Annotated in this window: 16 protein-coding genes; 3 read left to right on the top strand and 13 right to left on the bottom strand. The window is 65.5% G+C overall.

Going from position 1 to position 22,721, the window contains the following annotated elements:
- Positions 1 to 13: 13 nt before the first annotated feature.
- Both ACPXYO_RS04720 and ACPXYO_RS04725 read right to left on the bottom strand, forming a co-directional pair.
- On the bottom strand, positions 14 to 1,795 hold the full coding sequence (locus ACPXYO_RS04720) for a glycerol-3-phosphate dehydrogenase/oxidase (protein ID WP_423917063.1): 1,782 nt from the start codon (positions 1,793 to 1,795) through the stop codon (positions 14 to 16).
- Entirely contained in the window at positions 1,792 to 2,571 is a 780-nt protein-coding gene (locus ACPXYO_RS04725) for a class II aldolase/adducin family protein (protein WP_423917064.1), read from the bottom strand. The genes ACPXYO_RS04720 and ACPXYO_RS04725 overlap by 4 nt, the downstream gene beginning before the upstream one ends.
- Positions 2,572 to 2,672: 101 nt before the next feature.
- Here ACPXYO_RS04725 and ACPXYO_RS04730 point away from each other — a divergent pair, with 101 nt between their 5' ends.
- On the top strand, positions 2,673 to 3,833 hold the full coding sequence (locus tag ACPXYO_RS04730; RefSeq protein WP_423917066.1) for an ABC transporter ATP-binding protein: 1,161 nt from the start codon (positions 2,673 to 2,675) through the stop codon (positions 3,831 to 3,833).
- Positions 3,834 to 3,996: 163 nt separating this feature from the next.
- On the opposite strand, the gene ACPXYO_RS04735 is transcribed toward ACPXYO_RS04730, so the two are convergent.
- The 9 genes from ACPXYO_RS04735 to ACPXYO_RS04775 form a co-directional block, all read right to left on the bottom strand.
- Positions 3,997 to 5,208, bottom strand: a complete 1,212-nt coding sequence (locus ACPXYO_RS04735; RefSeq protein WP_423917068.1) for a Fic family protein — start codon at positions 5,206 to 5,208, stop codon at positions 3,997 to 3,999.
- Positions 5,209 to 5,245: 37 nt separating this feature from the next.
- Positions 5,246 to 6,322, bottom strand: a complete 1,077-nt coding sequence (locus ACPXYO_RS04740; RefSeq protein ID WP_423917070.1) for an LLM class flavin-dependent oxidoreductase — start codon at positions 6,320 to 6,322, stop codon at positions 5,246 to 5,248.
- Complete coding sequence (locus ACPXYO_RS04745) at positions 6,319 to 7,437, bottom strand: Gfo/Idh/MocA family protein (protein WP_423917072.1); 1,119 nt, start codon at positions 7,435 to 7,437, stop codon at positions 6,319 to 6,321. The genes ACPXYO_RS04740 and ACPXYO_RS04745 overlap by 4 nt, the downstream gene beginning before the upstream one ends.
- Entirely contained in the window at positions 7,434 to 8,435 is a 1,002-nt protein-coding gene (locus ACPXYO_RS04750; protein WP_423917073.1) for an aldo/keto reductase, read from the bottom strand. The genes ACPXYO_RS04745 and ACPXYO_RS04750 overlap by 4 nt, the downstream gene beginning before the upstream one ends.
- 112 nt (positions 8,436 to 8,547) lie before the next feature.
- Positions 8,548 to 9,501, bottom strand: a complete 954-nt coding sequence (locus ACPXYO_RS04755) for a carbohydrate ABC transporter permease (protein ID WP_420622708.1) — start codon at positions 9,499 to 9,501, stop codon at positions 8,548 to 8,550.
- A complete protein-coding gene (locus tag ACPXYO_RS04760) occupies positions 9,498 to 11,117 on the bottom strand; it encodes a carbohydrate ABC transporter permease (RefSeq protein WP_423917074.1) in 1,620 nt (539 codons plus the stop codon). Before ACPXYO_RS04760 ends, ACPXYO_RS04755 begins: the two co-directional genes overlap by 4 nt.
- Positions 11,118 to 11,314: 197 nt before the next feature.
- Positions 11,315 to 12,712: an ABC transporter substrate-binding protein gene (locus tag ACPXYO_RS04765; RefSeq protein ID WP_423917076.1), complete on the bottom strand. Its 1,398-nt coding sequence runs from the start codon at positions 12,710 to 12,712 to the stop codon at positions 11,315 to 11,317.
- A gap of 173 nt (positions 12,713 to 12,885) precedes the next feature.
- Positions 12,886 to 13,953 (bottom strand): LacI family DNA-binding transcriptional regulator, encoded by a 1,068-nt coding sequence (locus ACPXYO_RS04770; RefSeq protein ID WP_423917077.1) that lies wholly within the window; start codon positions 13,951 to 13,953, stop codon positions 12,886 to 12,888.
- The gene (locus ACPXYO_RS04775) at positions 13,950 to 15,773 is read right to left on the bottom strand and encodes an alpha-amylase family glycosyl hydrolase (protein ID WP_423917079.1); all 1,824 of its coding nucleotides are present in this window, start codon (positions 15,771 to 15,773) and stop codon (positions 13,950 to 13,952) included. Before ACPXYO_RS04775 ends, ACPXYO_RS04770 begins: the two co-directional genes overlap by 4 nt.
- Before the next feature lie 447 nt (positions 15,774 to 16,220).
- On the opposite strand from ACPXYO_RS04775, the gene ACPXYO_RS04780 reads away from it, so the two are divergent.
- Both ACPXYO_RS04780 and ACPXYO_RS04785 read left to right on the top strand, forming a co-directional pair.
- A complete protein-coding gene (locus tag ACPXYO_RS04780) occupies positions 16,221 to 16,757 on the top strand; it encodes a YbhB/YbcL family Raf kinase inhibitor-like protein (RefSeq protein ID WP_423917081.1) in 537 nt (178 codons plus the stop codon).
- A gap of 103 nt (positions 16,758 to 16,860) precedes the next feature.
- On the top strand, positions 16,861 to 18,639 hold the full coding sequence (locus ACPXYO_RS04785) for a hypothetical protein (RefSeq protein ID WP_423917083.1): 1,779 nt from the start codon (positions 16,861 to 16,863) through the stop codon (positions 18,637 to 18,639).
- Between the two features lie 95 nt (positions 18,640 to 18,734).
- On the opposite strand, the gene ACPXYO_RS04790 is transcribed toward ACPXYO_RS04785, so the two are convergent.
- Together ACPXYO_RS04790 and ACPXYO_RS04795 are read right to left on the bottom strand one after the other, a co-directional pair.
- Entirely contained in the window at positions 18,735 to 19,922 is a 1,188-nt protein-coding gene (locus tag ACPXYO_RS04790; protein WP_423917085.1) for an RNA-binding domain-containing protein, read from the bottom strand.
- 8 nt (positions 19,923 to 19,930) lie between these two features.
- Positions 19,931 to 22,696 (bottom strand): TrlF family AAA-like ATPase, encoded by a 2,766-nt coding sequence (locus ACPXYO_RS04795; protein ID WP_423917086.1) that lies wholly within the window; start codon positions 22,694 to 22,696, stop codon positions 19,931 to 19,933.
- Positions 22,697 to 22,721: the final 25 nt, after the last annotated feature.

The raw sequence follows: 22,721 nt of genomic DNA on the forward strand, positions 1-22,721 counted from the left end.
GCCGTCCCGGTGCTCAGCGGCGGATATCGGGTGCTCCAAGGCGGGCAGCGTCGGCGGTCTGGTCGTCGGGCCGGGTCTGGCTGTCGCGTTCGGCCTCGACCCGCGCCTGGTAGTGCCAGACCTCGCGCTCGATCGTCTCAGGCGACCAGCCGAGTTCTGCGCCCATCAATTCGGCCGTGTCCTGGGCTACGTCGACGCCGCGGTCCCACGACTCAACGGACAGCCGGGTACGCCGGGTCAGCACGTCGTCGAGGTGCAGGGCGCCCTCACTGCGGACGGCGTGGGTCACTTCGGCACGCAGGTAGAGGTGCCCCTGCGCCAGCGGCTCGCCCAGGTCTCCTTGAGCGGCGATCAACTCGAGCACCTCGTCGATCTGGTCGCCGTGACGGTCCAGCAGGTGAACGAGGGTGGCGCGGCTCAAGCCCGCACGAGCGGCAACCTCGTCATGGCGCCGACGGCGCTCCTCGTAACCCTTGGCGCCCACGAGTGGCGTGATCGTTGTCTTGGATCGGTGGGCGGCGGCGTCGCGCCGACGATGGGGGAGCTTCGGCGGCCTTCGGCCATGGGCCGCCTCGACCTCCGCGAGTGCGAGTTCGACCGTGTCCGCCGCCATGACCCGGTACGTCGTGTACTTGCCGCCGGCCACCGAGACCAGCCCCGGTACAACCCGGGCAACCACGTGTTCGCGGCTCAGCTTGGCTGACAGCTCGTTTACCGAAGGGGTGTCGCCAGCCACCAGCGGCCGCAGGCCGGCATAGACGCCGCAGATGTCGTCGCGGGTGATCGGGTCGGACAGCACGCTGTTGACCCGCTCCAGCAGCAGCTCAATGTCGGCGCTGCTCGCTGCGGGATGGGCGTTGTCGAGATCCCAGTCGCTGTCGGTGGTGCCGATGATCCAGCGGTTTCCCCACGGAACGACGAACAGGACGCTGGGGGGTGTCGGCACGATGAGCCCGCAGTCGAGATCGATCCGTTCTGCGGGGACTAGTAGGTGAATGCCCTTCGATGCCCGGATGCGAGTCCGGGGCGCTGCGGCGTCCGTCGAGTCGCGCTCGGCGAGCTGCTCGATCTGGCTGGTCCATACGCCGGTGGCGTTGATGACGGCGTCGGCGTCCAGCTTGAAGGTGCGACCGGTTTCGCCGCAGTGCGCAATCACGCCCCGCACCGCGCCATCGGTGACGAGCAGTTCCTGTACGCGGGTCGAGGTGAGGATGCGTGCGCCATGTTCTGCAGCGGTGCGAGCGATCGCAACCACAAGCCGAGCGTCATCGGTCTGGCCGTCCCAGTAGGTGATTCCCCCGCGCACGACTCCTGGATCGAGCGCTGGCGCGAGTCGCTGTGTGCGGCGGGCGCCGAGGTGCCGGTGGGATCCGATGCTGTGTTGCCTCCGACCGGCCATCGCGCTGTACAGCGCGATGCCCGCTCCAGTGCGCAGCCGTTCTCGCCAGCCCCGCCGTATCGGATACAGGAACTGAACCGGCCGGACCAAGTGGGGCGCCAGCCTGCCCAGCAGCAGCCGACGCTCGGTCAGCGATTCCTTGACGAGGCCGAATTCGAGTCGTTGCAGGTAGCGCAGGCCCCCGTGGATCAGCTTTGACGAACGGCTCGAGGTGCCCGACGCCAAGTCTCGCTGTTCGAGCAGCGCGACCGAGCGGCCGCGCAGCGCTAGGTCCAACGCGCAGCCGACGCCGGTGACACCGCCGCCGATGACCACGACATCGACGCGGCCGCCACCCACTTCGTCAAGCCAGGCCGCACGTTGTGTCGGTCCCAGCCTGGTGTTCGCTTCGCTCACCGGCCGCTCGGGCCGCTGGCGAATTCGTGAGCCAGGTGTCGCCGGGTGGCCCAGCCGAACAGGATCCAGCCGAAATCGCCCTGCGTGAGGTCATCCTGGGCGGTGCGTGCCGCTTCGGCCGAGATCGGAATCCCGTTCGGGGCTTTCATCTGCACCTCGGCCACTCGCTCCATGAGTACGAACCAGCCGACGGCATCGGCCGGGCTGGCTCCGACCGTGAGCAGACCGTGGTTGGCCAGGATCGCGGCCCGGCAATCGCCCAGTGCGGCGGCGATGCGCTTGCCCCCGTCGGTGGAACGGACCTGCACTTCTCCGTCGTCGAACAGGGAGTGGTCCTCGAAGAAGCACGTCGCCTCTTGATTGGTCGGCTCGATCATCCGCCGCTCGGCCGAGAACGGCGTGCCCCACTGGGTGTGCGTGTGAGCCACAGCGCCGATGTCGGGACGGGCCTCATGGATTGGGTGATGAATGTTGTAGGCGCTGTTGTTGATCGGAGCGACACGGCCATCACGGTCGACGGCGGTGCCGTCGGGCGCCACTAACACCAGGTCATCCACGGTGGCCCATTCGAAGCTCACTCCGTAGCGAAGCAGCCACATGTGGTCGGAGCGCAACGGATCGCGACAGGTGATGTGGCCGTCACCCAATTCGCCCCAGCGCAGCGTTCCGAACAGGCGGTACGCCTGAGCCAAATCCTCAAGCAGCCGGGCGCGCTCGACGTGCGGATCGGCCTCGAACGGTTCAGCGGCATCCGCCGCAAGGTTGCGAGCATTCACTGCGTGGATTCTGCCACGGCCGCGATTCGACAGGCAACTCCCGTTGGGGATGCGAAGTAATCTCGACCAACTGGGCCGCAGTGCCCCGAGATGGGGGTCTCATGGCAACCGTCACGCTCGACCGGTTGACAAAGAAGTACCCGAACGGTTTCGTCGCGGTAACCGAGCTGAACATTGACATCGCGGACAGCGAGTTCCTGGTGCTGGTGGGGCCATCAGGGTGCGGCAAATCGACGGCGCTGCGCATGGTGGCCGGTCTTGAGGAGATCAGCGACGGAGACCTTCTGATCGACGGCGATCGCATGAACGAGGTGGAGCCCAAGGATCGCAACATCGCGATGGTCTTCCAGAGCTATGCGCTGTACCCACACCTCAACGTGGCCCGCAACATCGGATTCCCACTCAAGCTGGCAGGCGTCCCGAAGCAAGAGGCAGAAGCGAAGGTTCTCGAAGCGGCGCGCCTGCTCGAACTCGAGCCGCTGCTGGCCAGCAAGCCGGCGCAGCTGTCCGGCGGTCAGCGCCAGCGTGTCGCTATGGGTCGGGCCATCGTGCGCGATCCCGCCGTGTTCCTGATGGACGAGCCGTTGTCGAACCTCGACGCCAAGCTGCGCGTCCAGATGCGAGCCGAGATCACCGGGCTCCAGCATCGGCTCGGCGCCACCACCATCTACGTCACCCACGACCAGGTCGAGGCGATGACAATGGGGGACCGCGTGGCAGTCCTGCGGGACGGACTGCTCCAGCAAGTGGCCGCGCCGACAGATCTCTACGAGCAACCCGACAACTTGTTCGTTGCCGGCTTCATCGGCGCGCCGGCAATGAACCTGCGCATGGCGCGCCTGTCGAGCGGAAACGACGGCTGGCAGCTGCAACTGGGGTCACAGGCGCTGGGCCTCGCTGAATCTGTGTTCGACACACACCCCGCGCTTCGGGGTTACGACGGCGTAGAGGTCGTGGTGGGCATCCGGCCCGAGGCCATCGAAGACGCATCCGTGGGGGGCGATGACGGACGTTCTCGCCTGAGGGCGGTCGTGTCGCTCACCGAAGCGCTCGGTTCGGACTTGCTGCTGCACTTCCCGCTCGATGCGCCTTCGGTGGAGGCAGGGGATCCAGACACGCTCGAAGGCATCGACGACCGGATGGTGATCGCACGAGTGAGCCCGCGCAGCAGCGCGCGCCCCGGCACGACAGTCGAGCTCAGCGTCGACACCGAGAACCTGCACTTCTTCGACCCGCAGACCGAGCTGACCATTCGCGCCTGAAAGACCGCGCCGATGGGTCACGGCTCGGGAAACGCCGGTCACGCTTTCTCGGTGCAGAAATGCCGCCACAGACGGCAATTTTGCGCAAAGAAGGCGTGATCGGTGTCGTGACGCCTCCAGTCCTTCGATGTCTGCTCCGAGCCCACGGTTGTCGTCGCCTCAGTCACCGGTCGTGCAGCTCGGAGACCCCGCTTGTCCCCATGCCGGGCAGTGATCGCTGTGCAAGTGTCACGTAGGGATCGTCGTCCGATCTCGGCGGCCGGCTCGACCGCACATCGCGCCACGACTCGCGCAGTTCAGGAGAGCCGTGATAGGTACGGCCCCGCCCTGCACCGGCAGCATCAAGCACGCCAGCGTCGACAAGGGCCTTCAGATCTCGGCTGGCGGTGAGATCCGAGATGGGGTCACCGTCGGTCATCTCGACGAGCCGGGCGTAGATCGACCGTCGGAGTCTGCGGCCGCGAGCGGCGTCGGCGAGGGCACCGATCGCCCGAGACGGCAGCTTTCGCCTGGCGACGAGTTGGGAGAGGTTGTCGTAGAGCTGCTCAGTCTCGTGAACGCGCCGTTGCAGCGTGCACGCTTGGCGATAGTGCGCTCGCAACATGAAGCGGGTCCACGGCCTTGCCGAATTCGCCGGGCGCCAGCTTCCTTGCCCCACCTCGGCGAGCACCGCGTAGTAGTCGGCGGTATTTCGCCCGAGGTACTCCTCGACTGATGAGAACTCCGGCGAGACGATGCCTTCGGCCGAAAGAACCATCGTCTGCAGCACCCGGGCCATGCGCCCGTTTCCATCCCGGAAAGGGTGGATCATCACCAAGTTGAGGTGGGCCATCGCCGCACGCAACATGACCGGCACCGAACCGCTGCTCTGCAGCGACTCCACGAGTTCCGCCATCAGATCGCCGACGAGATGTGCGTCGGGTGCTTCGTAGACGCGAGTCGCGGTCTCGTCTTCCACCCATACGTCCCCGGTGCGGTAGTGGCCGGGCCGGATCCGCAGCTCATGCTTGGTCATCATGAAGTGGAGCGACTTCAGCAGCGACTCATCGACCTCGACTCGGTCTTCTGCCAGTGAGAGCACATACGTCATGGCGTCGCGGTAGCCGGTGAGTGCCAAGCGGGTCTGTTCAGCAGTAGCGACGGGTTCTTCGTTCTCGATGGCGTCGAGAACGTCGTCGAGAGACGCCCGGTAACCCTCGATCCAATTGGAGCCTCGCACAGCTCGCGCGAAACTCATTCGCCGCAGGTGTCCCGCCCACCGTCGGGGTCGGTGAACGACATAGTGCGATAGCTCACGGCGAAACCGCTCGATCTCCTTGATGACCATCAGATCGGCATCGTCCGGCTCTGGCGTGACGAATACACCGGCTGACATGAGATTGAAGCTATCAGATATCGATATGTAATACATATCATCGTGTCATTAGAGGGCCGTGGGGCATCGTTTCGAGGACGAGGCGGCCGAAGAGGTCGCACTCGGCGATGTGCGGGTAGCCGGACAAGATAAAGGCGTCGATGCCGACATCGGAGTAGGCGCCGAGCTTCGCAGCGACCTGGTCGGGGTCGCCGACGATGGCAGCGCCGGCTCCGCTGCGTGCCCGCCCGATGCCTGTCCAGAGCCCCTCTTCTGCGAAGCCCTCGCGGTCGGCGCTTTCGCGTAGCTGTGCCTGTCGCTGGACCCCGACCGAGGCGGAATCGAGAGCCCGTGACCGGATCGCCGCCCCTGTGTCGTCGTCGAGCTGGCTCACCAGCCGCTTGGTGGCGTCGACAGCCTCAGCGGTGGTGGGACGCACAATCACGTGCGATCGCAGGCCGAACTGCAGCTCGCGCCCGACCGCTGCCGCTCGGTCGCGCATCTCGTTGACCGTCGCGGCGACACCCTCCACGGTGTCGGGCCAGGTCAGAAAGACGTCCGCTGCGACTGCGGCTGTTTGCTTGGCGTCTTCGGAGAAACCGCCAAAATAGAACGGCGGGCAGCGTCCGCTCACCGTGCCGATGCGGGGCGGATCGAGCTGGACCGAGACGAACTCGCCGTCGAAGTCGATCGGCTGGCCGTCGAGCAGGGTGCGCAGCACCGTCATGTACTCGCGGGTGCGCTGGTAGCGAGGCGCTGATGGCAGCGGGGCGCCGGGCAGGTCGCTGGAGATGATGTTGATGGTCAGCCGGCCGCCGGACATCTGGTCGATGGTGGCGAGCTGGCGGGCCAGCTGGGGTGGCCACAGCTCGCCCATCCGGACCGCCAGCAGCAGGTTGATCCGGCTCGTCCGCGTGGCGATGCCCGCGCCGAACGCACTGGCGTCGATGCCGAGCGCGTAGCCCGACGGCAGCAAGACATTGTCGAAGCCGTTGCGTTCGGCTGCTTGGACGATGTCCGCGCAGTGCTCCCACGAGCTCGCCAGCGCGGGGTCCGGCGCGCCCAGAAACTCGTAGTCGTCGTCGCAGAGCGCCGAGAACCACGCAACCTCGGGCAGCGGCCGGTCACTGGTCATGTCGCCACCGCACCGTTCAGCACCTCGTCCAGCATGATCGGCCGACCCTCGTCGATGGAGCGATGGGCGGCGTGACCGATGGCGACCGACCACAGTCCGTCGTCCAACGTGCTCTCGGCTGGAGTTCCGCCGATCACGGCGTCCCGAAACCGCTCCAGCTCGATGAACGACGAGCCGTGGTGATGTCCTTCGAGTGGTGCCGTCGACGTCACTTCGCGCTCTTCGACGTTGCCGATCCAATCCCGTCCGCGCACGCCGACGCGCAGCACCGACGAGGGCACGAGCGCTTCGAGCTTCCCGTCGTCCCCGACGACGGAGATCTCCTCCTGGTTCCGGGTGGCGTCGGCGAACATGCACAGATCGAGCAGGGCCCGGGTGCCTGAGGCGAAGTCCACGATCACGAACGCGTTGTCCAAGATGTCGGGCACCTCGCCGCCGTAGCTCTCGTCGAGATGGTTGAGATCCTGGCCGCCGGAGGCGAGCACGCGCACCGGGTCGCTGCGGACGATCAGCCGCATGAGGTCGAAGAAGTGGCAGCACTTCTCCACCAGCGTTCCGCCCGTGTTGCGGTTGAACCGGTTCCAGTCTCGCACCTTCGGCTGGAACGGAAACCGGTGCTCGCGGATCGCGACCATGCGGACGCTGCCGACGGTGCCAGCGTGGGTCTCACGGATGAGTTCGGCGACTGGTGCGATGTAGCGGTATTCCAGGCCCACCCAGACCAGCGGAGGAGTGGTCAGCCTCCCGACGCCGTCGATGATCTTTCGGCAGTCCGCGAGTGTGGTGGCGAGCGGTTTTTCCACCAGCTGCGGCAGTCCTGTGGCCGCGACATCCAGCATGATGTCGGTGTGCAGGTGGTTCGGAGTCGCCACCACCACCGCATCGCACGCACCAGAATCCAGCAACTCCCGGTGGTCGGCGAATCGCAGCACGCCGGCGCCGGCGCCGAGCAGTTGCTGGGCGGCATCGAGCGACGGCGTCCAGTTGTCGCACAGCGCGGAGACCTCGGCCCCGTCCAGCGCCATGACGTTGGCAATGTGTTCGCGCCCCATCATTCCGGTTCCGATGACGCCGAATCGCAGCGGTCGGCTCGATGCAGCCACGCTGGCACTCACGGCAAGGGCACTCCCTCGGACGCCTCGACGACGTCGTAGACGTCGTTGCGGTCGAGATGGACTCTGAGGGAAGCCTGTGCCGCTGCCAGTCGGTCGATGCGTTGCGTGCCCACAATCGCGACCGGTGCAGACGGATGTGCCAGGACGAAGGCCAGACACACCGCAGCGCGATCGACGCCCTCGCGCTCTGCGAATCGGTCGAGCGTTTCCAGCAGCTCCGGCCGCACACCCTCACCCTCGCCTTCGCCCTCGGAAGGGAGTCGCCGGCCTGCGAGCGGGCTCTGTCGCATGAGTCGCCCGCCTGCCAGCGGGCTCTGTCGCATGAGTCGCCCGCCTGCCAGCGGGCTCCATGCCAGTGGCACCATCGAGGTCTCGGCGCAGAGGTCGAGCGTGCCGTCGCGCATCGGATCGAGGCAGGCCGCCGAGAACTCGGGCTGGGTCGAGACGAGCGGATGGTCAAGGTGTGCCGCGAGCGCACGGGTCTGGGCTGGCGTGTAGTTCGACACGCCGACTGCGCCTACCTTGCCGCTCGCGATCAGCCCGTCCAGCGTGTCGGCAAGTTCGGCGGGGTGCGTGAACATGTCGGGCCGGTGGATTTGGTACAGATCGATCCGATCGGTTCGCAGGCGCTGCAGCGATGCGTCGCACGCCTCCCGCAGTGCCGCTGCGCCGGAGTCGTACGGGAGCGGCGGCACGATGCCCCCCTTTGTGGCGAGGACCATCTGCTCCCGCAGCTCGGGCCGGGCGTCGAGCACGGCGCCGAGGTTGGCCTCGCACGAACCGAAGCCAGTGCCTCCCCAGTCCAGGCCATAGACATCGGCGAGATCCACGAGGTTCATGCCCGAGTCCAGACCGGCTTCGACGAGCGCCGCATTGGCGCCGACATCGCTGCCGGTGAACCGCCACAGTCCCAGCGCGAGCGGTCCGACATCAGGTCCGTTGGGCCCGAGGCGCCTCGGCGTAGTCCGCACGAGCCCCGCCCGTGCATCGGAGTTCATCTTTCGTTCCTCTGCTCTGTCGTCGGTCGGATCGGGGCGCAGTCTGCCGGACCGATCCCGACTGCGTGCGCTGAACTCTCGTCGCGTCGTTGGAGGAAGGCCGTGGCGCAGCTCAGGACTTCACCGAACCTGCCAGCAGACCCCGCACGAAGAACCGTTGCAGGCCGAAGAACACCAGCAACGGCACTCCTGCTTGGATGAACGCGCCGGCAGACAGCACATGCTCCCGCAGCCCGAATTCACCGGCCAGCGAAGCGATGCGGATGGTTGCGGGCCACGCCTCCCCGTTGGCTCCGATCATCGTGATGGCCACCAGGTAGTCGTTCCAGGTCCACAGGAATTGGAAGATGGTGAACGCCGCCAGCGCGGGCACCGACAGCGGCACCACGAGCCGCCAGAAGATCGTGACGTGTCCGGCGCCGTCGATGCGCGCTGCTTCGAACAGCTCGCCGGGCAGCGACGAGATGTAGTTGTGCAGTAGGAACACGGCGAATGGCATGGCGAACGCGGTGTGGGTGAGCCAGACGGCCGCGGCAGTGCCGGCAAGATCGAGATCGGGCAGCAATGTGAGTACGAACTCCGTACCTGGCAGGGTCCAGTGCGCGCCGCCCGCGTACAGCTGCAGCAGCGGAAGCAGCGCAACTTGGTTCGGCAGCGCCAGCAGCGAAACGAAGCCGATGAACAGCCATTCGCGGCCCTTGAACGGGATCCAGGCGAAGGCATAGGCCGCCATCGCTGCGATCGCCACCGGGATCACCGTGGCCGGAATGGCGATTGCGAACGAGTTCACCAACGCCCGCGCGAGCCCGCCTGTCTGATCGGTGCCCAGCACTTCGGTGTAGTTGGCGAACGTCCAGCCGCCCTCGGTGAACGACACCCACCATCCGCTCCCTCGCTGCGCGTCACGGGTGCGGAACGAATTCAGCAGCAGGCTGCCGGCGGGGACGCTCCACGCGATGACGAGCACAAACAGCAGCCACGACGGGATGCGGCGCAACATGCCGTAGACGAGCTTGCCGGCGCGATCCACCGGCCCGGTGCTGTGCTCGGGGGTCGTGACGCTCATGCGTCCGCTCGCTGCATGCGGCGGATGTTGAAGGCCATCGCAGGCACAACCGCCAGGAACAGCACTACCGCCAGGGCAGAGCCGAGCCCGAAGTTCAGCTCGGTGAAGGCGCGCTGCCACATCTCGTTTGCGATGACCTGTGTGCCGAAGTTGCCCGCAGTCATCACCTTCACGATGTCGTACACCTTCATGACCAGCACGATGAGGGTGGTAGCGACGACGGTGATGGTGGGCACGATGGTCGGCATCGTCACGTGCCAGAAGGTCTGCCGCTCGGTGGCGCCGTCCACCCGTGCAGCTTCGAGCAATTCGGAAGGCACGGCCTTGATGGCGGCGGACAGGATGACCATGGCGAACCCGGTCTGGATCCACACGAGCACCACCATGAGCCAGACATTGTTGAAGGGGGCTTCCTGCAGGAACAGAATGGTTCCGGCGATGTGCTCGCCGTTGGGACCCGGCACTGAACCGCCGACGCCCGGGCCCAAGAAGCGGTAGATCAGCCACAGCACCGGCACGGCGCTCACGGCGGCTCCGACGGCGAGTCCGATCTGCCGCCGCCGCAATCCGAAAGCACACAGACCCGCAAGCGCCACCGTGACAGCGCCGAGGAGGGCAACGGCCACCCATGAACCCGTCGTGCGCGGTCGCAAGCTGCCCAGCCCGGCCCAGATGGCATTCAGCACACCCGTTTGGGGCTTCTGCGGTGGCCGCGCGATGTACATGAAACGCCAGATGATGCCTGCGCCGACAAACGAGATGGCCATCGGCAAGAAGATGAGGCTCTTCGCTACCGACTCCCACCGGACCCGGTCGGCCAGCACAGCCGCGGCGAGGCCAAGTCCCGTCGAGAGCGCCGTGACTACCACCACCCACCACAGGTTGTTCATCACCGTGCCGCGCAGCGTCGAGAGCACGGCGAATGAGAGCACGAACAGCCCGATGCCGATCGGGCCGATCACTGACGGCAACGGTTCGAGCACCCTGCCACGACGGCGCCCGGCGATCATGCCGATCAGCAGGCCGACTGCGACCAGCACGGCGGCGGCGAAGAACAAGCGGCTTGTGAAGATGTCGGCCCAGCCGCTCAGGTCGATGCTCTTCTCGTTGGTCAGGATCTCGCCGTAGTTGGCCAGGCCGACCCATTCGACCGTGCGCTCGTCGAATACCGACAAGTAGATGGTTCGGATCAGCGGGATCACCAGTCCGAGGGCCACAAACAGCACTGCCGGGCCCAAGAACGTGACGATGCGCCCACGCTCGGTGAGGCGTTCTCGGCTGGCGCGCGACGGCGCACCAAGCGAGCCGATCACGGCGCCTGCAGCACCGCCGGCTAAGGCGCCTACTACGGCCCACTGCCAAATCGCGCTTCCCACCACGGCCCATAGCCAAAATGTTGTGGACGCCTCGGCCGACAGCAACGACAACCCGCCGAACACGTGATTGCCGGCGAGCACCGCGCCCACAACGACGCCAATGAGAGCGCCAGAAACGGTGAGGAAGCTGCGCCAGCGATCGACGGCGAGGTCGAACAGCCTGCTCGCTCCGACGAACAACGCAGCGCTGGCTGCGATGGCGATGACGACGCTCGCCAGCGCACCTCCCAGAGCGTCCACCGGCGCAGTCTTGCAGGTGTGTTAGCTGGGGTTTTGCCTTCCCGCGCAACCGGGTCGCGCCTGCGGAAGCTCGTGACTTTGTTGGCAACGGCAGAGGCCGGCCCGCTGGTGCGGGCCGGCCTCCGGTCCGTTGTCTGGTTGTTGTTGCGCCTGATCTCGCCCGCAGCAGCGGGCGAAGCGGCAGCCGGCAGTGCTGGCTATTGGGGCCAGGAAGCGTCAATGGCAGCGAAGGCCTCGGCGATCGACTTGTCACCGTTGACCGCGCTGGTGCCCTCCGACCAGAAGGTGCCTGCGCCGACAGCTGCCGGCATGAGGTCGGAGCCGTCGAACCGGGCCGGGCTGGCCGTCTGCAGGATCGACACGAACGATTGCTCGAGGTCGTTGTAGACGCCGAGATCCTGATCGAGATTCGCCGACAGGAAGCCGGACTGGCCGCCGCCCTTTCGAGCTGACTGCGCAGCCTGGCGGGCGTTGGCGTACTCGGCGCTGCCGAAGAACTCCATTACAGCCCACACCTCAGGAGCGTCACGGAAAGCCGAGACGTAGGTGCCTGCAGTCAGAACCGGACGGTTGCCCTTGGCTGCGACAGCCGGGAAGTAGAACACGTCCACGTCCTGGCCTGGGCCGACGCTGGTGCCTTCAGGCAGGAATGCCGCGAAGAACGATGCCTGACGGTGCATGGCGCAGTCACCGGCAACCAGCGGCTCGCCGTTGTCGCCGAACGGCGTCGCAGCGATCGAACCGCCGGCGGCGTACACCGCTCCCGGCGCGTTCCACAGTTCGAGCACGGTCTCAGCGACTCCCACGATGCGCGGGTCGGCAAATCCGACCTCGCCGGCGACCCACTGGTCGTAGACGTTCTCGTCCTCGATGCGCAGCACGAGGTCTTCCATCCAGTCGGTGAAGGCCCAGCCGGTCGCGGGACCGGACTCGATGCCGACGCACCACGGCGTGACGCCGTCGACGATCATCTGGAACGACAGGGCGCCCAGCTCCAGGAACGACTCAGGCACGGAGTAGCCGCCGCTGGAGAAGATCGAGGTGTTGTACCAGACGATCGATTTCAGGTCGGTCTTATTGGGGACGCCGTAGAGGGTGCCGCCAAAGGTGACGGTGTCCAGCGAGCCCGCAGGCCACTGGGCCGCGACCGCGGCCTTCACGTCGTCGGGTACGGCCAGGATGTAGTTCTCTGCAGCGAAGTCGCCGACCTTGCCCGGCTGCGGGAAGACCGCAATGTCCGGCGGGTTGCCGCCGGCTGCCTGAGCGTTGATCTGGTCGGAGAAGTCGCGGGCGCCGGTGTAGACGATCTCGATGCCCGACTCGGCAGCGAAGACGTCAAGAGCGTCCTGCAATGCACCGGCCTCTTCATCGCTCGACTCGGGGCCGTAGACCGTCACCTTGGTGCCCGCGAGCGGGTCCGCTTCGGTGGTCGTCGGCGCGGCTGTCGTGACCGCAGGCGCCGCGGTGGGAGCGGCGGCTTCGTCGGCGCCGTCGTCATCGCTGCCGCACGCCGCTGCAATGAGCCCAAATGCCAGTGCGATCGCCCAGAGCCGCGCTCCGCGGCGCCGGGTCGGTTTGGTGTTGTGATCTTTCATGCGTGTTCCTCCCTGAAGGGTCGCAAGACGATGAGCCTGTCCATGTTGCAAGCGCTTGCAGTCACCGTGGCCGAAGCATAGCGCGACGGCTCAACGCGCAAGACGGCCGTGGCCATGCCGTAGCACCGGCTGCACCGCACTGGCGGTGTACCACGGGGCATTTGGGTCCATGCTCAGCCGGGGCGCGGCGGCCCCACCGAGTCACGGACGATCAGCTCGGTACGGAGTTGCACATGCTGCGGCGGTGCAGTGCTCGATCCGAGCATTCGCAGCACGAGTTCCGCGGCGGCAGTTCCCTGCTCGGCGACGTGCTGTCGAACGGTGGTCAAGCCCACGAGGCGGCTCTGATCGTGGTCGTCGACGCCCACGAGTGACACATCTTCGGGAATGCGCAGATCGAGATCGCGTGCTGCGAGCATCGCACCGAAGGCCTGTTCGTCGCACATGGCGAAGATTGCGCTCGGCCGTCCGGCAGAGCTCAGCAGCACATGGGCGGCCCGACGCGCTTGGGTCCAGCTGTTGTTCGTCGATACGGTCAGCGCCGGGTTTGGCGTCAGTCCTGCCTCGGCATGCGCCCGGGCGTAGCCCTCGGCCCGATGGCTGGGTATGGCGAAGTTCAGCGAGTCGCCGCTGTCAAGGCTGAGCAGTCCGATGTGCCGGTGCCCGTGGTGGAGAAGGATCTGGGTGGCAGAAAAGCCGACTTCCACGTTGTCCACCGTCACCGAGCTGAGCGCCGGAGTCCTGAGGCCGACGCTGACGGCGCACCCGCCCTGCGCGACGAATGCATCCGCAACCGTCTCGTCCAGGGCGACGTCGATGAGCACCACCGCATCGCTGCGGCCCGATCCCACACCGTTCAGCTCGATGAAGCGTCGCCTTTCATTCCCGCTTGCGACGCCTGACAGCAGCAAGTCGTACCCCGCGGAGGCCGTCTCGCGGCCCAGAGCGCCCACGATCGTCGCATTAAACCAAGTGGCAGGGTCTGGCACCGCCACGGCAATCGTGTCGGTTGTACCTGCAGCCAGCCGGGCCGCCGGCAGATTGGGCCGATAGTCGAGTTCGGCTGCGACGGTGAGCACCCGCTGCCGTGTGGCTGGCGCGACATGCTGCAGACCTCGCAGCGCGCGGCTGACTGTGGCGGTGGATACTCCCGCGGCTCGAGCGACGTCGCCGATGCGGATCGTCGGACTGCCGTTGGGCCGTTGCTCGCTGCCGGTGTCCGGGTGGTGGTCTGCGCTCATGTCTCCCACACCACGGCGCTCGCTGGTGCGAGCAGGCGCGTACCGCTCGATGAGTCGCCAGCGCATGGACCGGGAACGTCGGCATGTGGGTGCTGGCACGCCGCAGCGGAGTCATACAACTCCGTCGCAGCGGCGGGAGCCTGCACCTCGTGAGCGGTCTCACCGACGTTCGCAGCGACAGCAATGCGGCCCCGGCGATACGAGATGATGGGTCCACTGCCGTTGTCGCTCCACTCGACAGCGGCACTGTTCTCTGCGAAGCCTGGCCGCGCTCGCCGCTCCACCTCCAGCAGCCCCTGATAAGCCCGCAGCCACGATCGCTCATCGCCCGCCTGCGCCGCGGCTGACTCGCGATGAGGACGGTCCGCCGCACGCAGCCACGGTTCGACGCCGGAAAAACCGTTGTAGGGGCCGGTACCCCAGGGCATCGGCGTGCGGCAGCCGTCACGACCGGCGGTCACGTCGCCGTCGGGGCCGATGGGGTCGAGCTTGTCCGCCGCGGCAACCTCACCATCGGCCAGACCGAGTTCTTCTCCCTGGTACAGCACGAAAGTGCCGGGCAGGAAGGCCGTCAGCACGTTGAAGACGAGCGTGCGCGCAGCACCCCAGTCGTCTCGAGTTCCTGCCGGTCGGTCGGCGGTGTCGGGTGGCGCGAAACGTGTCGGTGCGCGTGGCATGTCATGGCTGCTCGTAGCCCACAGCAGCCGACTGGCCAAGTTGTCGGACGGGGCTTGGAGCGCCTCGCGGATTGCCTTCGGCGCCCACTCAATGTGCATTGGTGCAAACCAGTAGCCGCTGTGCATGCCGTCGGGCGGCAACAAGCCGTCCATGCCCCCCGGGTCGAGGTGGTAGGTCTCACCGTGCAGGAACGCCCCATACCGATCGCAAATGGCGCGCCAGCGTCGGAAGACGTCCTGGCTCTCCGGTTGGAAGACATCGTGGCGGTGCTCGAAACAGTCCCATTGTTCCCAGCGTGACGCCTGTGGCGGAATGGGTTGTAGTTGCGGATTGGATCGCAGTTGCACGTCCTTGACCAAGCCACCGGCCACGTCGACCCGGAAACCGTCGACGCCGCGATCCAGCCAGAACCGCAGAATGTCGTCCCACTCGGATGCGACGGCTGGATTGCGCCAACTCAGATCGGGCTGCGACGGCAGGAACAGGTGCAAGTAGTACTGGCCCGAGTCGGGTTCAAGGGTCCATGCCGGGCCACCGAAGTAGCCCACCCAGTTGTTGGGCGGGCCGCCGCCGTGCGCCGGGTCGCGCCAGATGTAGTAGTCGCGGTAGCGCTCGCGCTCTGCTGCGCCCGAGTTGCCGAGCGCCGCCTGGAACCAGCGATGGCTGCTGCTGGTGTGATTCGGCACCAGATCGGTGACGATGCGGATGTCGCGGTCGTGCGCTTCCGCCACCAACTGGTCGAACTTTCCCAGATCGCCGAAGAGCGGATCCACGTCGCGGTAGTTGGCCACGTCGTATCCCCAGTCGTCCCCCGGCGACGGGTAGAACGGCGTGAGCCAGACAAAGTCCACGCCGAGGCGCTTCAAGTAATCCAGCTTCTCGATCACCCCGCCAAGGTCGCCCACGCCATCGTTGTCAGAATCGGCGAACGAACGCAGGTACACCTGGTAGCCGACGGCATCCGCCCACCAGCGCTGCAGCGTGCCTGGGACGGATGCGGGGCTGCGGCGCTTCACGACCACCTCCAGTTGTTGAATGCACAGTGCTGGCCGACGCCGGCGTCGGTGCCGGATGAGCCGCGACTTGGGGGCGATGTTCTGATGCCCGTCAGTCTGCCGCGTGACTGCAACCGCTTGCGGCATGCCCCCCAAAGTGTGCCGCCCTGTCTCTCGTCGACTTCGAGGTGACTGGGTCCACGACAAAGACCGGCCCGCAGAAGCGGGCCGGTCCTTGGTCTGTCAGTTTGGGTTGTGTGATGTGCAGCCCGGGGTTTACACCCCGAGCGGTGAACACGTGGCCTGTCTAGTGCAAAACGGTGAGCGCGTGCCAATTCGTTGCCCGCGACATCGGTGAAGGTGCTGCATAGGGGCATGAACCGGCCCACCACACGGGTTCCATCCCGCGCGCGATTTTCGCGGTGGATCGCGGCAATGCAGCGCCCTCTCGCAACGTGCAGCGACTGAATTCCAAACGAATAGTGTCAAGCGCGGCCGTGCGGACGGTTCCGGGCCAGCTGCAACGGCCCGATCGCCGAACGCACCCTGTGCCCCACGATGATCGAATCAATGAGCAACAGAAAGGCGTCTGCCATGTCACAACCTCCGAGTCCTTACGACTTTCTTCCTGCGGTTGCATCGTTCGAGGTACGAAGCGACGACGTAGCAGAGGGACAGATGCTGCCGATGCCGCAGGTTTCGGGCATCTTCGGTGCCGGCGGCGAAGACCGGTCCCCGCACTTGGCGTGGTCGGGAGCGCCTGAGGGCACGCAGAGCTACGCGGTCACGTGCTTCGATCCCGATGCGCCGACCGGAAGCGGGTTCTGGCACTGGGTGGTGTTCGACATTCCTATGTCGTGCACCGAGCTCGCTTCAGGTGCCGGTGAGGCGGAAGGCAGCGGATTGCCCGAAGGCGCCCAGCAGCTGTGCAACGACGCCGGGATGTATGGCTACCTGGGCTCCGCGCCGCCTCCGGGTCATGGCCCTCACCGCTACATGTTCGCGGTCCACGCGTTGAGCGTGCCCTCACTGCCGATCGACACGAGCGTCTCGCCGGCGATCTGCGGTTTCAACATGTTCGGCACGACGCTGGGCCGCGCCTTCATCACGCCCATCTACGAACAGAGCTAGTGATGCTGACCGGAGGTGCCCGCTGCGGCGTCCCGGACTCGCAGGCTCCAGCGCAGAGCGGCTTGGCGGCAACATTGGTCGTCGGCTCGTCCGAGGTTGCCCCATGAGTACCGCCCAGATACGGCCCACTGCGACGCCGGTGGTGTACCGGGCGATGTGGAACGACGATCGACCCGGCCTGCACGAACTCGCCGCTCGCTCATTTCGAGCTTGGGCGAGATCCCTGCATCCCCAACTCGGCGGCGGTGACCACACGTCTCCCGAAGCGACGTCACCTTCACAGGAACGACAGCAGTCCCAACCGTCGACCGGAGGCGACGGTAACGGTGCAAGCGACACGAGGGTAAATCTGCGCCGAGAAACGGCAGCCCATGGTGGCGTGTCGGAGACGTTGCTCGAGCTCGATCAACACATTCTCGAGGGATCGTCGCTGGTCGTCATGCGGGTGTTGACGAATGGCTCGGACAGCTGGATCTGGGTCGACGTGGAGATGCCCGGAGACCGCCATGGCACCATGAGCGGTACTGGCGTACAGAATCTCGTGTGCACACTGCTCGACGAGGCTGAGCGAGGCGGTGGGCGGCCGCGACTCGGGAACGAGCTGCTCCGAACGTCAGCCGATTGGGCGGAGCCTCGGCGCGATTTCATGGTGCCGTTCGCTGACAGGATCCGTGATCCTGCCCGGCGCCTTCCCTATGTCGTGATTGCGTACGACCCGCTGGGAAGCCCGGCGAAGGATGTAGATGTCGCCCGTGTGACGGCGCAGCAGCTCGCCGGCCTCGCGAGAGTCTTCGTGCTCCCCGCTCAGAGCCTCAATGCATTCCAGGTCGTCATGGGAGAGGAGTGGTACGTGACCCCGGGGGAGGCGCGTCTGTACCTGCCTGGCGAGCATGAACCGCACCGGCATCGCACCCTCGCACCCGAGTTCGTTCGAAGCGGCACCGATGAGACGGGTCGCTGGTTCGGTCGCTTGCTGCAGACCATGCTTGTCGAACGCGAACCTCCTGACCTGTACCGCCGTTCCCGCCAATTGCTGGGTGATCGCCGCGAGCGGTACGAGCCGCCGCCCGACTTCGACGCTGCCGAGCGAGCCGCAGCACTCGAAGTCGAGGTGGAGGCGGTATGGGATGCGCTGTATCAGGCTCGTACAGAGCGAGCGGCTGCACGGGCCGAGCGGGACGAACAGTCCGATCAGCTGTATGGCGTGCTCGAGGAACTCGAGGGGGCACAAGAACGCATCGAGCAGTTGCAGCTGCTCTTGGACGAGTCGCGCGACGAGGTGTCCAAGCTCAACGCGATCGTGGACAGGAAGGTCGGTGAGTTGGTGGCGGCGGGAGATGCAGCCATGTCGCCCCCGCTCGACGCGTCCAAGCGCGCGTACCGCCAACCGACATCGGTACGCGACGCGATCGCATCGGCTCGGGAGAACCTGCGCAAGGTGGAAATACCTGCAGGGGTCGAGCAGCGTTTGGAGAAGCTCGACAGCGCGTTGGAGTCACGTACCTGGGCTCGAAGTGCGCTCGACGGGCTCTTGGCACTCGAGGCGTACGCCCACTCCGACGACGCAGCGGGTGATTTCCGGGAATGGTGCATTCGCACCAAGAATCCGCGCAAGTGGCCCCCCAGTGGAAAGAAGCTCGCGATGAAGGAGTCGAAGGAGGTCATGCGTCAGCCGGAACTGCTCAAGCACCGGCGGTTTCCGGTGTCGACTCGCGTGCCTGGTTCGACGTCGGGCCGCCTCGAGATGCAAGCTCATCTCAAGCTGTCGAACGGATCGTTGGCACCGCGGCTCTACTTCCACGATGACACGCGTGGCACCACTGGCAAGGTGCATGTGGGCTACATCGGCCCACACCTGCCGACGAAGCGTTTCAGGTCCTGAAGCAGTCACCGCAGATGCCGCGTGGCACGCTGGCACCACGTGAGCGCAAACGGGGACCCGAGCTGATCCTCCTTCGACGAGGGACGATGGCGCGCTCAGTCGTCCGCATCGCCGAGTCGGAATGTGACCCGGACGTACCTGCTCTCGGCGCTGTGGTCAATCTCGGGCTCGGTGCCGTTGAATTCGCGCATCGCGGCGCGCATGAGCGGCCAACCACGTGCACGCTGCTCCATGAACTTCATGGTGAGCAGGTAATTGGCGATGGATTCATTTCGGGAACGCGCCGTCCCCCCAGCGCGAACACTGGCGGTGGTCATGTGATTTGGCAGCGAGCCCGGGCTGGTCAGCTCGGCTCGGTCTGCGAAGAAATCGAACTGAACCTTGGACCCGGTAATGGCATAGTCGCGATGGGCGACCGCGTTGGTCAGAGCCTCCCGCAGTGCTTCAGGCGGGAGTAGGTACCGGTCTCGCCGCACGAATTCGTTGTATGTCTCGAAGCGTCCGAGCGATCGAAACCAAGCCAATGCTCGTCTCAACTGCTCGTCGAGCCGCCCGGTGGCGCTGGCGACTATGAGCGGTACGGAGGCCCGGTCGGTACCGGCGTACGCAGCACACTCGATTCGAAAGTTCGCGGTTTGGGGATAGCGCTGTGGTTCCTTGCCGAATGCGAGTACGCCATACAGAGTCGGTCGCAGTTGTCCGCCGATGTCAACAACGACTGTTCGATTGCGCAGGTCGTCGTCGGTGTGCGGTTGAGGGCTCTCTTCGGTCTCGATGCCTAGCTGTCGCAGGTAGGCCCGAAAGGCTTCGAGATCGATATCTGCGCTCGACGCCGCACCTATCGCCCGTTCTTCCGTCAGGACGTAACCGAAGATGTTGTAAAGCTCCTGCAGTTCAGTCGGCGAAGGCTGCACGCTGCTGCGACCGCGGCGCACCCACACACGGCCGTCGTAGCGCAAAGGCTCATATCCGCGTTGACGTGGTACTTCCAACCAGTGGACCCAACCCTTCGGGTCCTGGTGCCGACTGAGACGCGCATTGACCGGGGAGCTGCAACCAGTCTGCAGAAACGACGTCAGCCGCTCCTGCACCTGCTCGCTGTCTTCGTCGACGCCGATGATCTGCCGGGAATCACTGACCCCGAGCACGACGAGTCCGCCCCTTGTGTTGGCAAAGGCGCAGATCGTCTTGCCGACTTTGGACTTGTCCTTGAAGTTCGGTTTGAATTCGGTGTGCCCGTCCTCGCCCCCAGCGATCCGGTTGAGGACATCGGTCCATTCCATGGAAAGCCTCAGAACCCGTACTTGAGCCGTCGCAGGCGGAAGGCTTCGTCGCCTCCGTCCACCGTCTGCACGATCGCGTCGCGCATTGCCGGATCTTCGATGGCGCCGGAGCAAGCGACGTGCCCGTGCTCGGCTTCCGCGTCCAATTGAATGACATGATCCGCGTCGCCGTTCACAACGATATTGGCGTTGTGTGTCGCGACAATGACTTGCCGCCGCCCCTTCAAACGGTGGAGTGCGGGCAGCAGCGTCTCTAGCAGGAATCGATTGTCCAGCTCATCCTCAGGTTGGTCGATGACTAGCGGACGGCTGTCACTCGTCGCAAGCAACAGCGACAACAGCAGATTGACGCGTTGGCCCCCAGACAACTTGTCGAGCGGTCGGTACTGCGCGTCCATAGTCCTGAATTCGAGCCGATAGCGATCAGGACACCGCAGCGCTGCGAGGTTTCGACGCATGGCCGGAGTCATGCAACTGCCGAACGTCTGTTGAACTGTGCTGCTCATGCCGACGGCGTTCAGGGTTCCGTTGTCGAGTCGCGCCAACAGCACTCGCGGCGAAGGACGGAGTTCATTCTTGCCGTCGTTCCACCAGCGGGTGACGCCGCGTTGGCCGAGATCAGTAAGGAATGCCTCAAGCGGCTCCGAGCCGCCGTCGTCGACGCGCCGTGCTGCGATGCGTCCACTGAAGCGCGCCCGTATCGAATGCAGGATTCTGTCGTAGGCCAGTCGTTGCTCAGCGACGAGCTCTTGCCGTTCTTGCAGTCCTTGTTTGAATACCGATAGGAGCTCATCGGCAGCGGCGCGAAGCGTGTCGAGGTTCGCTTCGTAGCTGTCCAGTAGGGCCGCCTGCGCGTTGAGCGCTTGAAACTCGTTGATCCGCGCGCCGTCAAATCCCTGATCAGCGAGAGTTCGCTCGACTTGCACATGCAATTCGTCGCGCCGTGTCTCGTGTGTCCGCAGGCCTGCCGCGGCGACGCGTTGCGCCTCGACAAGCCAGTCGCGAAGAGCGTCAGCGGCTTCCGCAGCCGATGTCCATCGCTGGTCGAGTCGCTCCGCTTCGACGTCGATCTGCTCCGTCGTTTCGTCAAGAGCGGTCGCAATGACCGGCAGCCTCACTGCGTTCATCGACGAAATGAGATCGCCAGTCTTGTCCACGGTGTCGTTGATCGCCGTCGTGACGTCGCGCCACGCCGACGCGGACGTGGCGGCACTGTTCAGCTCCTCCATGCCGGCTTCGGAGAAGACTCCCAGCTCGTCGCGTGCGTGCGAGCTGCGGTCAAGCGCTTGCTCAGCCTCCGCGAGCTCATGGTCGAACTCCGCGAGCCGGCTGGCGATCCTTCCGAGTTCTCGGTCGCGTGCGCTCAGATCGCGTTCGCGGTGATGGATCTCATCGGTCAACGAGGCGTCCAGCCGGGACAGGATGTGCTGTACCGCTTCCGGATCTTGCGCCAGGCGCTGCAGCTCGCCTTGTGTATAGAACTCAGCAGGCCACCGCTCGTGCGCCTCTGCGGTGGGATCGCTGCCTGGAATGTCGAGTTCGACTGTCGGTGCGCCGGCGAGAAATCGTTCAGCGGCGCGCTCATCCATCTGCCGCTGCATGCGGTCGTCCTGCGGTGGCGGGGCGCCGACATGCACACGCAGCCCGTCGAGGAGCGTGCTCTTGCCGGTCATGCTGCCGCCGATGACGCAGGTCAGATCGGGGCTGAACTCGAACGTGACTGGCGGCTCATCATGCTTGGAGTCAAAGAACGCCGCAGTTCCCTGCACTGAGACGGACCTCAGCCACGGGCGTTCGTGCCGCATCGTGTCAGGTGGGTCGCTCAGATCCCGAAAATCGCCGTTGGGGCTGAGTTCATGCCCGATGCGCAAGCGGGAATCGTGCGCAATGAACGCTTGGCGTAGCGCTTCGATCTTTGGGCTGGCCATCTTGACCCAAGCGTGGCGCTTGCCGATGTCGTCGATGGCGTGAGCTGCACTGCCGTGAAAGAACGCCAAACGATTGGAGGCCACGAATTCATTGACCCAAGGCTTGCCTTGGAGGGCTTCGTCTTGGAGCGAGTTCTCTGGGAGCTCGAGAGCGACAATGTCTCGGGCGTCGAAGTCTTTTCTCTCAATGTGTTCACTCGGAGTTCCGAGAAGGCCTGATTCACTGAATGCGTTCGGAGCCAGCGCAAGGTAATCCCAGGGTGTGGCGTCGTCAGAGGTCTCGTCCTGTAGCCGGTTGTCGCGCAACAGTTCGAACACTGCCTCTGGGCCGAGAGGAGAAGCGGCACGTTGTCTGCCGTTCCATGGCGGTCTGCCGTGCATCACTAGGTCGAACATGCGCAGGTAGCGGTCGCGACCGATTTCCGGATCGAACAGGAAGAGCAGATGCAGGCCGCCGCGCCCATCACTCAGTCGTGGCTTGAATCCTGGAAAGGCGGCAAAGATCTGCTCGCCGTAGGGGACGCCAGTGTCGTCGACACCGCTGTTCCACTCCTCCACGATCTTCCAGACGGCACTGAGATCATCGGCGACGGACATGCGGGGGCAGTGTGGAGTGATCCCGAGCACCTGAACACCGCTCTCGACGGCAGCGTCAAGAAATCGACGCGCGTAAGCAGTGAGCGCTTCGGGTGAGTCCGCAGGCTCACCAATGCCATCCGGCAATCTGGCCTGCCCGCCGGGGGCATCGTCGATGGTGTGGATGTGCAGGTCGGCCTTGAACCAGCGCGCCCCAGGAATGTCGCGGCGCCAATTCTCTGCCTGCTGACGCACGAAGCTCAACTGCATGCCTCCTGAGCCGGTGAGTCCTAGT

The organism is Candidatus Poriferisodalis sp. (genome assembly GCF_965237655.1).
In the GTDB taxonomy this organism is placed as follows: domain Bacteria; phylum Actinomycetota; class Acidimicrobiia; order Acidimicrobiales; family Poriferisodalaceae; genus Poriferisodalis.

What these genes read in the sequence shown, in the direction of transcription:
- ACPXYO_RS04795 (WP_423917086.1), bottom strand. Translation starts at nt 22,696, where the DNA reads ATGCAGTTGAGCTTCGTGCGTCAGCAGGCAGAGAATTGGCGCCGCGAC.
- ACPXYO_RS04735 (WP_423917068.1), bottom strand. Translation starts at nt 5,208, where the DNA reads ATGTCAGCCGGTGTATTCGTCACGCCAGAGCCGGACGATGCCGATCTG.
- ACPXYO_RS04790 (WP_423917085.1), bottom strand. Translation starts at nt 19,922, where the DNA reads ATGGAATGGACCGATGTCCTCAACCGGATCGCTGGGGGCGAGGACGGG.
- ACPXYO_RS04785 (WP_423917083.1), top strand. Translation starts at nt 16,861, where the DNA reads ATGAGTACCGCCCAGATACGGCCCACTGCGACGCCGGTGGTGTACCGG.
- ACPXYO_RS04765 (WP_423917076.1), bottom strand. Translation starts at nt 12,712, where the DNA reads ATGAAAGATCACAACACCAAACCGACCCGGCGCCGCGGAGCGCGGCTC.
- ACPXYO_RS04750 (WP_423917073.1), bottom strand. Translation starts at nt 8,435, where the DNA reads ATGAACTCCGATGCACGGGCGGGGCTCGTGCGGACTACGCCGAGGCGC.
- ACPXYO_RS04770 (WP_423917077.1), bottom strand. Translation starts at nt 13,953, where the DNA reads ATGAGCGCAGACCACCACCCGGACACCGGCAGCGAGCAACGGCCCAAC.
- ACPXYO_RS04730 (WP_423917066.1), top strand. Translation starts at nt 2,673, where the DNA reads ATGGCAACCGTCACGCTCGACCGGTTGACAAAGAAGTACCCGAACGGT.
- ACPXYO_RS04740 (WP_423917070.1), bottom strand. Translation starts at nt 6,322, where the DNA reads ATGACCAGTGACCGGCCGCTGCCCGAGGTTGCGTGGTTCTCGGCGCTC.
- ACPXYO_RS04780 (WP_423917081.1), top strand. Translation starts at nt 16,221, where the DNA reads ATGTCACAACCTCCGAGTCCTTACGACTTTCTTCCTGCGGTTGCATCG.
- ACPXYO_RS04775 (WP_423917079.1), bottom strand. Translation starts at nt 15,773, where the DNA reads ATGCCGCAAGCGGTTGCAGTCACGCGGCAGACTGACGGGCATCAGAAC.
- ACPXYO_RS04755 (WP_420622708.1), bottom strand. Translation starts at nt 9,501, where the DNA reads ATGAGCGTCACGACCCCCGAGCACAGCACCGGGCCGGTGGATCGCGCC.